Annotated in this window: 14 protein-coding genes; 1 reads left to right on the top strand and 13 read right to left on the bottom strand. The window is 44.4% G+C overall.

The features are described from left to right. Positions 1–207: 207 nt before the first annotated feature. The 13 genes from hisIE to DESACI_RS04470 form a co-directional block, all read right to left on the bottom strand. On the bottom strand, positions 208–879 hold the full coding sequence (gene hisIE, locus DESACI_RS04530) for a bifunctional phosphoribosyl-AMP cyclohydrolase/phosphoribosyl-ATP diphosphatase HisIE (RefSeq protein WP_014825991.1): 672 nt from the start codon (positions 877–879) through the stop codon (positions 208–210). A 46-nt stretch (positions 880–925) separates the two neighbouring features. Further along, on the bottom strand, positions 926–1690 hold the full coding sequence (hisF, locus tag DESACI_RS04525) for an imidazole glycerol phosphate synthase subunit HisF (RefSeq protein WP_014825990.1): 765 nt from the start codon (positions 1688–1690) through the stop codon (positions 926–928). A 1-nt stretch (position 1691) separates the two neighbouring features. After that, positions 1692–2453, bottom strand: a complete 762-nt coding sequence (hisA, locus tag DESACI_RS04520) for a 1-(5-phosphoribosyl)-5-[(5-phosphoribosylamino)methylideneamino]imidazole-4-carboxamide isomerase (protein WP_014825989.1) — start codon at positions 2451–2453, stop codon at positions 1692–1694. Then, complete coding sequence (hisH, locus tag DESACI_RS04515) at positions 2431–3060, bottom strand: imidazole glycerol phosphate synthase subunit HisH (protein WP_014825988.1); 630 nt, start codon at positions 3058–3060, stop codon at positions 2431–2433. The genes hisA and hisH overlap by 23 nt, the downstream gene beginning before the upstream one ends. Before the next feature lie 32 nt (positions 3061–3092). Next, the gene (hisB, locus tag DESACI_RS04510; protein ID WP_014825987.1) at positions 3093–3677 is read right to left on the bottom strand and encodes an imidazoleglycerol-phosphate dehydratase HisB; all 585 of its coding nucleotides are present in this window, start codon (positions 3675–3677) and stop codon (positions 3093–3095) included. Between the two features lie 95 nt (positions 3678–3772). Then, complete coding sequence (gene hisC, locus DESACI_RS04505) at positions 3773–4846, bottom strand: histidinol-phosphate transaminase (protein ID WP_014825986.1); 1074 nt, start codon at positions 4844–4846, stop codon at positions 3773–3775. Positions 4847–4916: 70 nt separating this feature from the next. Then, positions 4917–6209: a histidinol dehydrogenase gene (gene hisD, locus DESACI_RS04500; protein ID WP_014825985.1), complete on the bottom strand. Its 1293-nt coding sequence runs from the start codon at positions 6207–6209 to the stop codon at positions 4917–4919. Next, positions 6206–6898 (bottom strand): ATP phosphoribosyltransferase, encoded by a 693-nt coding sequence (gene hisG / locus DESACI_RS04495; RefSeq protein ID WP_014825984.1) that lies wholly within the window; start codon positions 6896–6898, stop codon positions 6206–6208. The genes hisD and hisG overlap by 4 nt, the downstream gene beginning before the upstream one ends. A 298-nt stretch (positions 6899–7196) precedes the next feature. Next, complete coding sequence (locus DESACI_RS04490; RefSeq protein ID WP_014825983.1) at positions 7197–8276, bottom strand: 6-phosphofructokinase; 1080 nt, start codon at positions 8274–8276, stop codon at positions 7197–7199. Continuing rightward, positions 8269–9441: an ATP phosphoribosyltransferase regulatory subunit gene (hisZ, locus tag DESACI_RS04485; protein ID WP_014825982.1), complete on the bottom strand. Its 1173-nt coding sequence runs from the start codon at positions 9439–9441 to the stop codon at positions 8269–8271. Before hisZ ends, DESACI_RS04490 begins: the two co-directional genes overlap by 8 nt. 81 nt (positions 9442–9522) lie before the next feature. After that, complete coding sequence (locus tag DESACI_RS04480) at positions 9523–9825, bottom strand: YerC/YecD family TrpR-related protein (RefSeq protein ID WP_014825981.1); 303 nt, start codon at positions 9823–9825, stop codon at positions 9523–9525. 103 nt (positions 9826–9928) lie between these two features. Next, positions 9929–11887, bottom strand: a complete 1959-nt coding sequence (locus DESACI_RS04475; RefSeq protein ID WP_014825980.1) for a PAS domain S-box protein — start codon at positions 11885–11887, stop codon at positions 9929–9931. A 288-nt stretch (positions 11888–12175) separates the two neighbouring features. Further along, positions 12176–12640, bottom strand: a complete 465-nt coding sequence (locus DESACI_RS04470) for a pyridoxamine 5'-phosphate oxidase family protein (protein ID WP_014825979.1) — start codon at positions 12638–12640, stop codon at positions 12176–12178. 152 nt (positions 12641–12792) lie between these two features. On the opposite strand from DESACI_RS04470, the gene DESACI_RS04465 reads away from it, so the two are divergent. After that, complete coding sequence (locus DESACI_RS04465) at positions 12793–13497, top strand: hypothetical protein (RefSeq protein ID WP_014825978.1); 705 nt, start codon at positions 12793–12795, stop codon at positions 13495–13497. The last annotated feature ends 4 nt before the right edge of the window (positions 13498–13501 follow it).

The following is a 13501-nucleotide window of genomic DNA, read 5'->3' as shown; positions in this document are numbered from 1 at the left end:
GGACAGACTTCATGTTTCTATTGATAAGTTCTCTTGTGCTGATCTGATTATATAATACTACATTATTCTCTAAATCCCAATCCCTTAAAATCCTTCATAGATTTCCAAAGACTTTTTAGGACAGAGTTTCTTAAAGTTAACACCCCAAAAACAGCTCATTTCCCTCAAAACTTGGCACCGTTTTAATGCCATGGGGTCTAATTATTGTTACTTTCGCCTCTTGTAAAGCTCCTTACTGATCTCTTCAACCTTAACCCCGCGCTCTTCCAACATCACTAAAACATGATAGAACAAATCCGAGACCTCATAGCGAATCTCATCCGGATCTGAGTTTTTAGCCGCAATAATTACCTCAGCACATTCTTCCCCGACCTTCTTGAGAATTTTATCAATCCCTTTTTCAAAGAGGTACGTGGTATAAGCACCTTCCGGCCGCTCAAGATTTCGCGAGTGAATCACCTCAGTCAATAATTCCAAAGTTCTTCCTAAAGGCACGTCGGGTTTCACGTCAGGTTCTCCAACCTTCTTAAAACCATTCTTTTCCAAATCATAGTGAAAGCATGAAAAATGATTTTCATGACACGCCATCCCTGTCTGTCTTACCGTCAAAAGCAGAGCATCTTGATCGCAATCAAATTTAATATCCACAACCTCTTGAAAATGCCCCGAGGTTTCGCCTTTCAGCCAAAGAGCTTGCCTGCTCCTGCTATAATAGCAAGCTTTTCGTTCCTTCATCGTCCTTCTCAAGGATTCCTCATTCATATAGGCAAGCATAAGAACTTCTTTAGTCTCCACATCCTGGGCAATCGCAGGGACAAGCCCATGAGCATCCCAGCGGATTCCTGATAAATCGAGAAGTTCCATTTGATTTTCTTCCATGTTACATCGCTACCTTCCAATTTTATGGGCATGTCACACAAGTCCCCTACCCAAGTCCCCTTACTAAGATTCCCCGATCCGCCAAATACCTTTTTGCCTCTTTTATGCTGTATTCCTTATAATGAAAAATCGAAGCCGCTAAAACAGCATCAGCCTCTCCTAAAGTAAGTCCCTCCGCCAAATGTTCCAGAGTACCCACACCGCCGCTGGCAATCACGGGAAGAGAAACCGCTCTGCTTACAGCTCTTGTCAATTCTAATTCATAACCAGCTTTCGTTCCATCCCGATCCATGGAAGTTAAGAGAATTTCCCCGCCCCCGAGCCTTTCGGCTTCCTCGGCCCATTCTAAAACATCCTTGCCTGTTGGTGTTCTTCCCCCGTGAATATAAACTTCCCATTTTCCCGGAGCTGTACTGCGCGCGTCAATAGCAACAACAATACACTGGCTTCCAAAGGCATAAGCACCTTCTTGGATCAATCTGGGATTCTGCACTGCAGAAGTATTCAAAGATACTTTGTCCGCCCCGGCCCGCAGCATCTTGCGGATATCCTCAATGGTACGCAATCCTCCTCCGATAGTAAAGGGAATAAAAACTTGTTCCGCCGTTCGCCGTACCACATCCACCATGGTCTCTCTTTTATCGGAAGAAGCAGTAATATCTAAAAACACCAGCTCATCTGCACCTTCTCGATCATAGAGGGCGGCAAGCTCCACCGGATCACCGGCATCCCTTAATTGCACAAAGTTAGTGCCTTTGACGACACGTCCGTCATGAACATCTAAACAGGGAATAATTCGTTTGCTTAACATCTCATTCCCCCCTTTTTTCTGTTAACTGCGGCTTATAATTTGCCGCTTCTAAAGCTTCTTTCAGCGTAAAGGCACCGCTATAGAGGGCCTTTCCCGTTATGGCACCCTCAATGGGAATCCCTTTTAAGTGTTCCGTCTGCAGCCGCCTTATGTCTTCTAAGGTCGAAATTCCCCCAGAAGTAATAACATTGATGCCCGTCTCTTGGGCCAACTGAACCGTACTTTCAATGTTAGGCCCGCTAAGCATTCCATCCCGGGCTATATCGGTGAAAACGATGTGTTTAACCCCCACATTCTTCATGGCTTGTGCCAGATCAACAGCCTGCATCTCTGTGGCTTCGGCCCAGCCCTGGACGGCAACCCGCCCCCCTAAGGCATCAATTCCAACAATGATCCGTTCACCATAGCGGCGGGCAGCCTCAGCAACTAATTGCGGGTCTTTGACTGCAATAGTTCCTAAGATAACCCGTTCCACTCCTAATTCCAATAGTTCGGTAATTCGTTCCATCGTTCGAATGCCGCCTCCCACTTGGACCTTCAGGGAAACACTCCCCACGATTTTGCGAATTACCTCATCATTGACCGGCTGCCCGGTAAAGGCCCCATTTAAATCAACAACATGCAAGTGGGAAGCCCCTTGCTTTTTAAAGTTCTCAGCCACCTCAACAGGGTCATCAGCGTAAACCGTGGAGTCTTCCATGCGCCCCTGCAATAAACGCACAGCTTTTCCCTCTTTGAGATCAATTGCTGGAAAGAGCAGCATACTCGTTCACCAACTTTCCGAAATTAGACAGTAACTGAAGCCCCCAAGGACTTGACTTTTCCGGGTGGAACTGAGCTCCCCAAACATTATCTTTGCCGACAACGGCCGGAAAAACAATTCCATAATCGCTGGTACCAAGGATATCCTGCGAATCCTCAGGCAGAACATAAAAGGAATGCACAAAATAAAAGTAGGATTCGCTGGGAATCTCTTCTAACAAGCGCGAAGGTTGAAGCAAAGAAACACTGTTCCACCCCATGTGAGGAACTTTTCTGCCCGGCGGAAATTTAACCACCCGTCCGGCGAGGAGTCCTAAGCCGGCGTGTTCGCCATGTTCTTCTCCAACCTCATAGAGCACCTGCATCCCGAGACAAATTCCCAAAAAGGGGCGGCCGGAACGGGCAAATTCAACGATTGGCTCAATCCATTCCCCCTGCTTCAAGCCTTCCATAGCATCAGCAAAAGCCCCTACTCCCGGCAGGATAACACCATCAACAGTTTGCAAGTCTCGCGGAGCAGTCATAATCTTAGCTTCAAAGCCCACTTTTTCCAAAGCTTTTTCGACACTTCTCAAGTTTCCACGCCCATAATCCACAATTCCTATCACTTTCCATACCTCCCGGAACGCAATTGAGTCTTTTAGAGAACCCCTTTTGTTGAAAGAATACCGCTAAAGCGTGGATTTTCACGCAGAGCCAAACCTAGGGCTCTCCCCACACCTTTAAATACTGCTTCAAGGATATGATGAAGATTTTTTCCGGAAATTTGCCGAATATGCAGCGTTAATCCGCTATGTACAGCGAAGGCCCGAAAGAATTCCTCTGCCATTTCAAAGGGAAACTGGCCGACCATTCCTTCAGAAGGCTTTATATCCCATACTAAATAGGGTCTGTTGGAGAAATCAAGGGCAACTTGAACCAAGGCCTCGTCCATGGGGAGCAGCGTCTCGCCAATCCGTTCAATTCCCGCCTTGTTGCCGCAGGCTTCCTTCAAGGCCTGCCCCAATACAATTCCACAATCTTCAATGGTGTGGTGGGCATCGACTTCCAAATCGCCGCTGGCTTTTAACTCAAGATCGAAATAAGCAAATCGGGCAAAGGCTGTCAGCATATGATTAAAAAAACCAATCCCTGTCTCTGCCTGAGCGTCTCCCGCCCCATCAAGGTTCAGTCGGACACGAATCTCAGTTTCTTTTGTTTTTCGTTCAATAAACGCTTCCCGCATAATGTTCTCCTCTCGAAACCCATGTTAAACAAGACGGATACGAATAATTTCATTAACACCTGTTATTTCATTTCTCAACTTCTTAACCCTAAAACCTAGAGCCGATTAATTTCTGCAACAGCCTTTAAAAACTTCTCATTTTCTTCCGGCAAACCGGCACTGATACGCAAACAACTGCCAAGGACCGGCAGATTGCCCATATTGCGGACAAGAAAACCTCTCTGCAAAAGTTCCTTAACCCAACGATCCGCATCCTTCGGTTGAAAGAGAATAAAATTAGCCTTTGTCGGAAATACCTTAAGCCCAGGAACCAGGGATAACCCTTGATAGAGTTTTTGAATTTCCAACGTAACAATCTCAATTTGCTTATGATATTCCGGCAGATATTCTAAGGCAAGAATCCCGGCCTTCTGACTCAGAGAGTTTACATTAAAGGGGGCCCGGGTACGATTCACTAAGTCGATCGTTCCGGGTTGACCGAGCAAGTACCCCAAACGAAGGCCTGCCATACCAAAAGCCTTGGAAAAAGTCCTCAGGATTACTAAGTTAGGGTAATTCGCCAGCTCAGGAATTAGAGTTTCCCCGGAAAATTCTGCGTAAGCTTCATCAACCACCACAATTTTGCCGCTTTCCCTCACAAGCTTTAAAATATCTTCCCGTGGAAACAGAGAACCTGTTGGATTATTAGGATTACAAATAATCAGCACATGAACATCCGGAGACTGTGCCGCTTTTAACATTTTCTCCACGTCCAAATAAAGGCCCTCCAGCAAAGGAACTTCTAAAACCGCCGTACTTGTCAAACGAGCAGCAATTTGATACATACTGAAGGTCGGCGGATGGATAACCATTGATTTTCCGCCTCCGCCAAAGGTGAGAAGGAGGAGCTGAATTAATTCATCAGAACCGTTGCCAACCAAGATTCCTTCAGGAGATAGCCGTACGTACCCCGCAATTGCCTGTTTCAGCTCTTGTGCCATTCCGTCGGGATAACGGTTAAAAGGTATGTTGGCGGCATATAATTTTTCCCGCATACCCTCCGGCCAAGGAAAAGGGTTTTCATTAGCATCAAGAGTAATGCACTGGGGCATATGATTTGCTTTATAAGGAACGAACTTCCGCACCTCCGGACGCACAAGTTCCTCAATTTGGTTTACCATCATTCCCATAGGAGTATGGCTCCTTCCTTAATCCGTCTTTATGAACTCTTCTCAATTGATACTTGTTCCATTTATGCAATTACAAGGAAAGGTTGCGCTTAACTCGCACTTCAACAGCACGGGCATGAGCTTCCAGACCTTCGCGGCGGGCAAGCAGAGCTATCTGTTGAGCATCTCGCTTGAGAGCTTCTTCGGAATACGAAATAACACTCACCTTCTTCATAAAGGTATCAACATTGAGGGGAGAATAAAATCTGGCTGTTCCGCCGGTAGGTAACACATGATTAGGTCCGGCAAAGTAATCACCCACCGGTTCTGGGGAATACCTGCCTAAAAACACTGCCCCGACGTTTTTCACCTGTCCTAACCAAGAGTAAGGATCTTTGACCACCAGTTCAAAATGCTCAGGGGCAATTTCGTTCGCTAAAGCCAGACCTTCACTCACATCGTTAACCCAAATAGCTGCACCATAGGTTTCCCAAGATGCACGGGCGATTTCCCCCCGCGGCAAATCTTCCAGCTGCCTCTCTACCTCTTTCACGGTTTCCTCCAGAAGATCACGGGATGGTGATACTAAAATCGCGGAGGCAAGACGATCATGCTCGGCCTGAGACAACAGATCAGCGGCTAACTCTTCAGCTTTCCCGCTTTCATCGGCTAAGATCAGTATTTCACTGGGTCCCGCCAGCATATCAATATCCACGGTGCCAAAAACCTGCTTTTTAGCTAAGGTCACGTAAATATTACCCGGTCCGGTAATTTTATCAACCCGGAAGATGCTCTCAGTCCCGTAGGCCAAAGCCGCAATCCCCTGAGCTCCTCCAACTTTATAGATCTCAGTCACTCCTGCCTCTGCGGCAGCTACTAATACTTCAGGCAGCAGCGTACCGTCCGGACGGGGCGGACTGACCATTACAATTTCTTTAACACCCGCAACAACTGCCGGCAACGCATTCATCAGTACCGACGATGGATAGGAAGCTGTGCCGCCGGGCACATAAATCCCAACCCGCTGGAGCGGCAATAAAAGCTGTCCCAAAATGCTTCCATCAGAATCCGGTTCTAACCAAGAGATGCGCTTTTGTTTCTCATGGTAGCGCAGGATGTTCCCCTTTGCCCTGCGTAAAGCCTGCAAAAAATTGTCACCAACGTCACGGTAAGCCCCTTGAAGTTCCTCAGCGGTAACCTTTAACCCCTCATGGCGCAGGTTGACATGATCAAATTTCTCTGTCATCTCATAAAGTGCCTCATCTCCCTTTTCACAAACGCTCTCTAAAATCTCAGCAACACGCAGTTCAAGGGCTTTATCATCTCCATAAGATTTTCGTGTGAGACGTTTTAAATTAATGTCTTTTAAATTCTCTACTTTCACGTACTGCTCCCTCCCTCATTAGCTACTTCATTCATATCATTGCGCAGCTTTCCCGCAATATCCATAATTCTTTCATACTTCATACGATAAGCTACTCTATTAGCGATCAAACGCGAGGTGGCATCAAGTATCGGCGCAACCTCCACCAGATGGTTCTCTCGCAAGGTTTTACCCGTTGATACAATATCAACAATCATTTCTGCCAGACCGACACAGGGAGCAAGTTCAATGTTGCCATGAAGTTTAATGGGATTTACTTGCATGCCTATCTCGCTGAAAAATGTTTCCGCCACTCTCGGGAATTTCGTTGCGACTCTTTGATGGTTCAATCCGCTCAAATCGTACTCCCCGTTAGGAAGTTTCGGCGGAACACTCCCTTCCGGCATAGCTACAACGAAGCGGCAATAGCCAAATTTTAAATCCAGTAATTCAATGACATCTTTATTTTCCTCTAAAAGCGTATCTTTACCGGCGATTCCCAGATCGGCAGCCCCATATTCAACGTAGGTCGGTATATCGGTCGCCCGGCAAATAATAATCTTCACTTTACTCTGGGGAAGATCATAGAAAAGCTTTCTAGAGTCTTCGTTAACATGATCACAATCTATTCCGATACGGCTCAATCGTTGGATCGAGTCGATAAGCAGTTTTCCTTTGGGTAAGGCAATTGTTAAAAAATCATTTTCCACTGGGCTTCCCCTTTCTCCGGCTCTTCATTCTTTAGCGCTTTAGTTTGGTAAAGCGCTAAAATATAATAGTATTATACCAATCATCCTACTTCCTGGCAACACCTTTTATAAAAGTTAAGGAAAACATTATGTTGACCTAAGTTGACCTCGATTGTAAATGTTTTTCCCACCTCTACCATGCTTAGATGTGGAAGTTAGTAGCAGCTTCTATTTGGTTAGTAAAGAGCAGAAAAAGGGTACTGCTAAACGAACACTGAAGTTCTTTTGGCAGCACCCCTTGGCTTATCCAACATCTATTTTAGTCTCCCATTTCAATTCCCATAGCGCGCGCTGCTATCAGGATAGGATCATTAAGAGGTACAAGCTTTAATTGGTCTACCGCTTGATGCAGCGGCACGTGTACAATTTCCCTTCCCTGAAGAGCAACCATTATCCCGAATTTACCCTCCAGGGCAGCATCCACCGCGGCTACACCATAGCGTGTAGCTAATACCCTGTCATAAGAATTGGGGGAACCTCCCCGCTGAAGATGCCCAAGCACCGTTACTCGGGTTTCTAAACCAAAATGCTTTTCCAAATCCTCACCTATTTTAACGCCAATTCCCCCTAATTTAACCGGATCAGTACGTCCTGGAAACAATCGTTCAACGACCATTTCACCGCCGGATGGTTTTGCCCCTTCAGCCACAACAATAATACTAAATTTCTTTCCTTGTTTGGCCCGCTGCTGAACAGAATAGGCGATTCTGGCAAGATTATAGGGAATCTCCGGAATCAAAATGACATCAGCACCTCCTGCAACTCCTGCGTAAAGGGCAATCCATCCGGCGTAACGTCCCATAACTTCAAGAATCATAACCCTATGATGGGATTCTGCAGTGGTATGAAGGCGGTCTAAGGCTTCCTGAGCCGTTTCTACAGCCGTCTGAAAGCCGAAGGTTTGATCTGTAGCCATGAGATCATTATCAATGGTTTTAGGGATTCCAATAACGGGAAACCCCTTGTCCGCAAATTTCAAGGAGATATTCAAACTTCCATCTCCACCGATGGCTAATAAGGCATCGACACCGGCACCCTTGAGATTTCTGAGAACATCCTCGGAACGATCAAGGGGCTGACTTACCCCATTGACTTTAGTCATATACTGAAAGGGATTATCCCGGTTCGTCGTGCCAAGAATCGTGCCTCCCCGCGGCAGAATTCCTGAAACATCGGCCAAACTCAAGGGAACAAAATCACCTTCCACTGCTCCGTGAAAGCCGTCTCTAATTCCCAAAACTTCAAGGCCATACTGGTTTGCGCTTCTGACAACGGCACGAATTACCGCGTTTAACCCCGGGCAATCCCCTCCGCCTGTGAGAACTGCAAGTTTATTCATTCTCTATCACGTCCTCTCCCGCCCGTTGAATTTGGAAAATATTTTTCAACCTGGCGATTTTTTCAGCCGCCTCTCGATCCATCGTTTCCAGAACCATCTCTACCTTTTTGCCCTTTGCTCTCAGTTCTCGAGAGTCGCGGATTATTTGTTTGGGATCAGATCCATACACTAAAATATCCGCTCCTGCAACGGAAGGCAGAGGGAAGAGTTCCAGCATACTGCCTAAGTGTATAGCAAATCCTGTTGCAGGATGAGAAACTCCAAAATCAGAATATAAAGAATCATAGCGTCCGCCCTCAAGCACAGGAAAACCAATCCCAGCCACATACCCTTCAAATACTGCTCCCGTATAATAAGAGAAGCCTCTTAGGATTCCTAAATCAAGAGAAACATACTCCTGAACGCCAAAATCATTCAAATAACGATAAATACGCCTTAAACTCTCCACAGCCTCCCGAATAGTCGAACGCGAACTCCAGTCCAGAACTTCGTCCAAAATTTCTTCGCCTCCCCGAAAATGGGGCAAGCGAAGCAATAAGTCTTGAACACGTTCAGGCAAAGCACTTTGTTGAACTAACCGTTCTACGCCCACCATATCTTTTCGAGCCAAAGCCTCTTCTAATTTCTGCCGGAAACTTTCATCCACTCCCGCTTCTAATAAGAGTCCCGAGAAGATGCCCATATGGCCGAGATTAAATTGGTAATTCTTGAGACCTAAGCCGGCTATGGACTCAACAGCCAAGGCGATCACTTCTGCATCAGCCAGTTCCTGGTCTGCTCCTATCAGTTCAACTCCCACTTGACGGAACTCCCGAAACCTAACCAAAGAATTGCGAAAAACATCAGCACCGTAGCACAAACGAAGAGGAAAATTCGCCCCACGCATACGCGTATTGACCAGACGGGCAATAGGAATCGTCAACTCCGGGCGTAAAGCCAACGTTCGTCCTTCACGATCAAAAAACTTGTAGAGCGAATCAGCCTGTTCAGCATCCGGCTGAACACAAGCTGTGAATTCCAGCGTTGGAGTTAACACTTTCTGGTATGACCACTGCCGGAAAAGGGCGAGAACTTCACTCTCAAGACGATCTTGCAAAGCAATTTCCTCAGGCAGCAGGTCTCTCATCCCCTCAGGAATACGTTGTCCTAAATTCGTTCTAAGCATTGTAGTAGTCTCCTTTATTATGGCGCTAATTATAGGCAATTTTGCTCAGGCTTAAAATCGCTAATTCCTTTATTTCAAACCTTAGTCCTTTTGTTCTTGTAAACGGCTCAAAATTAACTGATATCCGTCCGCTCCAAAATTCAAACAGCGCTTAACTCTGCTGATCGTAGCTGTGCTTACTCCGGTCTCTTTCTCAATGACTGTATATGTCTCATTTCGGTTTAACATCTTAGCTACTTCCAAACGCTGTGCCAGGGCTTTAATTTCAGCGATCGTTGCAATATCTTCAAAAAAGCGGTAACACTCTTCTTTTGTTCTTAACAAGAGTATTGCCTCGAACAAGGCGTCGGTTAAAGGATTTCGCAAACGCTCATCGCTTGACATTAATATACCCACCTCCGTTACTTTCTTCCTTTAATTTATTAAAGCAATGGCACGTTGTCAAGCATCTTTTGATTTTGCCTTGTAAAACTTCGAGGACGAATCCCTACCTTGGAATTTCGTCCTCGTGGTTTTTAACCTTTTTACTTGAAGGAAATTTGATGCTTACAGTCGTTCCCAAAGTATCTGAAGCAAATTCCATAAGGGCATTATGCCGAACTGCAATGTTTTGACATATCGCCAACCCTAAACCCGTGCCTCCCTCTTTGGTAGTCAGAAACGGGGTCCCAAGCCTTTCCAGAACGTAGGGATCGAGGCCCCCGCCCTGATCGGAAATTTTCAGGATTACATAATTATCAGTTTCCAAGGTTATTATCGTTAATACTCCGCCCCGCCCCATGGCCTCAAACCCATTTCTTGCTAAGTTTAAAAGCAATTGTCGAAGTTCATTTTCGTCCCCCTCAATGTCAGAGACAGGCTCCAGCTCCAAGGTGATTTCTTTATCATGATTAAGGGCGTCTGCACTTAGAAGAGGCATAAGAGAATTGACGATTTTAGCTAAATTGACCAGCGTGAAATCCAGAGATTTTTCTCTGGCTAAGCTCAAAAAATCTGTGATAATTAGATTTGCTCGATCTAATTCCTCAATCATTATTTTATAATAATCACTATACTGTTGGGGGATATCCTTAGTGGAAAGAAGCTGCAGAAATCCCCGTACAGTCGTCAATGGGTTCCTTACTTCATGAGCGATACCGGCAGCCATTTCTCCAACCATGTTCAAGCGTTCCAAACGTAAATATTCTCGGTCAGCATTTTTACGTTCAGTTATATCAATAAGCACAGCAAAATACAATCTCGTTCCATCGACATCGGTGTAGGGCTGAGTATAAACTTCATATAACCTATGATTATACAAATATTCACTTCGAGACAAGACTGAATCCCTTGCCCTTGTTTCTTTAGCACAGTCCTGGCATGGAGAAGATGAGCCTGCAACAACTGTATGACAAAATTGCCCTTCACAATCCCCAAAGATCTTCTTAAAGTTATGATTCGCAAAACGTATCTTATTATTTTCTTCAATAATATAAATCAAACCGGGAAAAGCATTAAAAAGTGTATAAAGCCGGAGATGTTCTTCTTCTACAACCTTCCCCAACTTTTTCCTCTCATCTATATAGCGAAAGAAAATCGAAATACCGTTCGCAGTGGGATAAATGCTGCATTCAAGCCAATGTTCCATCAAATTCGAATAAAACTCAAAACGTTTACGTACTCCCTCTACCATAACCTCTTGACATGAGTCCCAAAACATTTGATGATTCCTTTGCCAATCCGCAAAGCCGAAAACAGTACCTACTAGCTTTCCATCCAGGCCGCGCCCGGTAAGCGCTTTAGCAATGGCTTCATTGGCATAAGTTATTACCCATTGATGATTTACCGCAATAAAACCGTCACTTATACTTTCCAAGGTGTTTATCATCTCTTGATTCGCTTTAGCTAAATCCTTTTCGGCTGTTTCTTTGCCAATCATCTCAATTTGTAATTTTTCATTGGTCCGTTCAAGGTCCTCGGTGCGCGATTTAACTAGTTCTTCTAAACTCTCCCGGTATAAGGCTAATTCCTTTTGGTTCTGTTCAAGCTCAGTAACATCCCAAATCGAGACAGAGATTAAACGTCTCCCCTCGATCTCAACTTCATAACTGTCTGTATGAACAGGGAATCGGCTCCCATCTTTGCGAAGATGAACGGTATTATAAGCACTATGCCCGTATAAATGGATTCTTGCCAAAATATCCGGCAGTTCTTTTAGTGACTCCGGAGAGTATACTTCATGGACCGTTCTGCCAAGCAACTCTGTAAGACCATAACCATGCATTTTTGCATAGGTTGGATTAACCTTGAGAATCTCTAAACTTTCGGCGTCACAAACCACCATACCCCAATAACTTTCAGTAAATACTCTATCCCAGATTCCATTGTCCTTCTGAATCGTCGCTAAAGAGGCTTTGAGATCAACAACCTTTTGTTCCAGTTCAATAATCTTTTTGTCACTCGGCATTATTCAAATCACTCTTCTCAAAGAATACTATAGTTAAGTCAGCACTTATAAATAAAATAAATCTAAAAATCTCAGAATGTATTCTATGTTCAAGTGTATTATCCCTTTAAAAGAATCCTTCTAAAATAATGCACGTACAAACAAAATAGAGTAATTTTTGCTATTAATCAGCTCATTAAATTCTTATTCGATAACAATTGTCATTTTAAACAATAAAATATCATTTCAATCGCTTAGGAAATTTCTATAACATTAAATTTAACGATTTTACTTAGAGTTAGGTTTAGCTCAATACCCGGATTTTTTTCCTGTCATTGTAAACACATTTAGTTTAAAAATTGTTATCTTCGCTAAACCTTCTTCTTTAAACGACAGTTCCCGGTCAGTATACTGTTGTAGGATTATTCTTAAGGCTTTTTGCTTTTCTTCAATTTCCTCAATAAATTGCACTTCGCCGAAACCGATAACACTCTGATATCGCATCGTCCAATCACAGGCCAGTTCTCCTGGAACAACCTGACTCTCAACGTCCACTTCAAAACAAGCTTGGGGATTTTCTTTAAGCATTAATAATTTCAGTCCCGCAGGAGCGGAATGAAAATACAAGACACGATTCTCATGATCGTAGCCGAAGCTCATGGGAATAATATAAGGCATATCGTTATAGGACACACCTAAACGGCAAACCTGAGCCTTTCTCATGATTTCATTCATCACTAATTGATCAGTAATTTCCTTGTCTTCTCTACGCATTGTGGTTTCCTCTTTTCAACTTTATTTTAGGACACTGCTTTGACAATATTCTATTTAATACCTTGAAACCCAGGATAGAACCTCGCCAACCACATAAACTATACCATAGAATCCTTTAGCTTTTCGATACTAACAACAGGGGGGGCTCTTCCATGAATCGCCCAGAAAACAAAGGAATACAGGTTGCGGTCCACCCGGAATTCCGACGGACTCTGCTTTCGAACCCAACCTCTGAATCCCTGCGTACTATCTTCGACTGCCAAGTCTTAGACAAAATCTTTGAACGCCCTGAACAATCTCAAGCCGAAGAGATTATTCGCCTATTACCCTATTGGGAACAGCAGGCTTGCCAGGGCAACCAGTTAATAGCAACACTAATTTGCTGTCTAGCCAAGCATTTCCCAAATCTATTCATAGACAATAAATTTTTGAAATCCAATGTTCTGCGTATTCGTATTCTATCTGAAACACCTGGAATTATCTCGTTTCCTTCGGCTGAAGTCCAAGAACATTTACTTAAATTTTTGCTGACAGCTGATGTCTTAGCTGATTTACCTCAATTTGAAGTAATCTCATTTTCGCTGAATGAACTTCAGCCCTTGTCCTCTGATTTAGCGAAGTTTTGCCTAAGTCCTCATAGCCACCGTTATATTCAGAATTTATTCTATCCGGAGCGCTGCGAGGCCATCCTCTCTGTTCTGGCTTATATCGCCAAAAATTACCCACTGCTTCGCATAGCCCAACAAGCCTATGCCCTAATGCTTTCCCTCGATGATTTTGATACCTGGGGAAACCATCCCTTTTGTCTGCGTCTTATAGCCAATCGTTTCTGGGATCATCAAGCAATCGAATGTTGACTTA

The organism is Desulfosporosinus acidiphilus SJ4 (assembly GCF_000255115.2).
Classification (GTDB): domain Bacteria; phylum Bacillota; class Desulfitobacteriia; order Desulfitobacteriales; family Desulfitobacteriaceae; genus Desulfosporosinus; species Desulfosporosinus acidiphilus.
The sequence above is the reverse complement of the archived record's forward strand: the minus strand, read 5'-3'. Positions and strand labels throughout refer to the sequence as shown.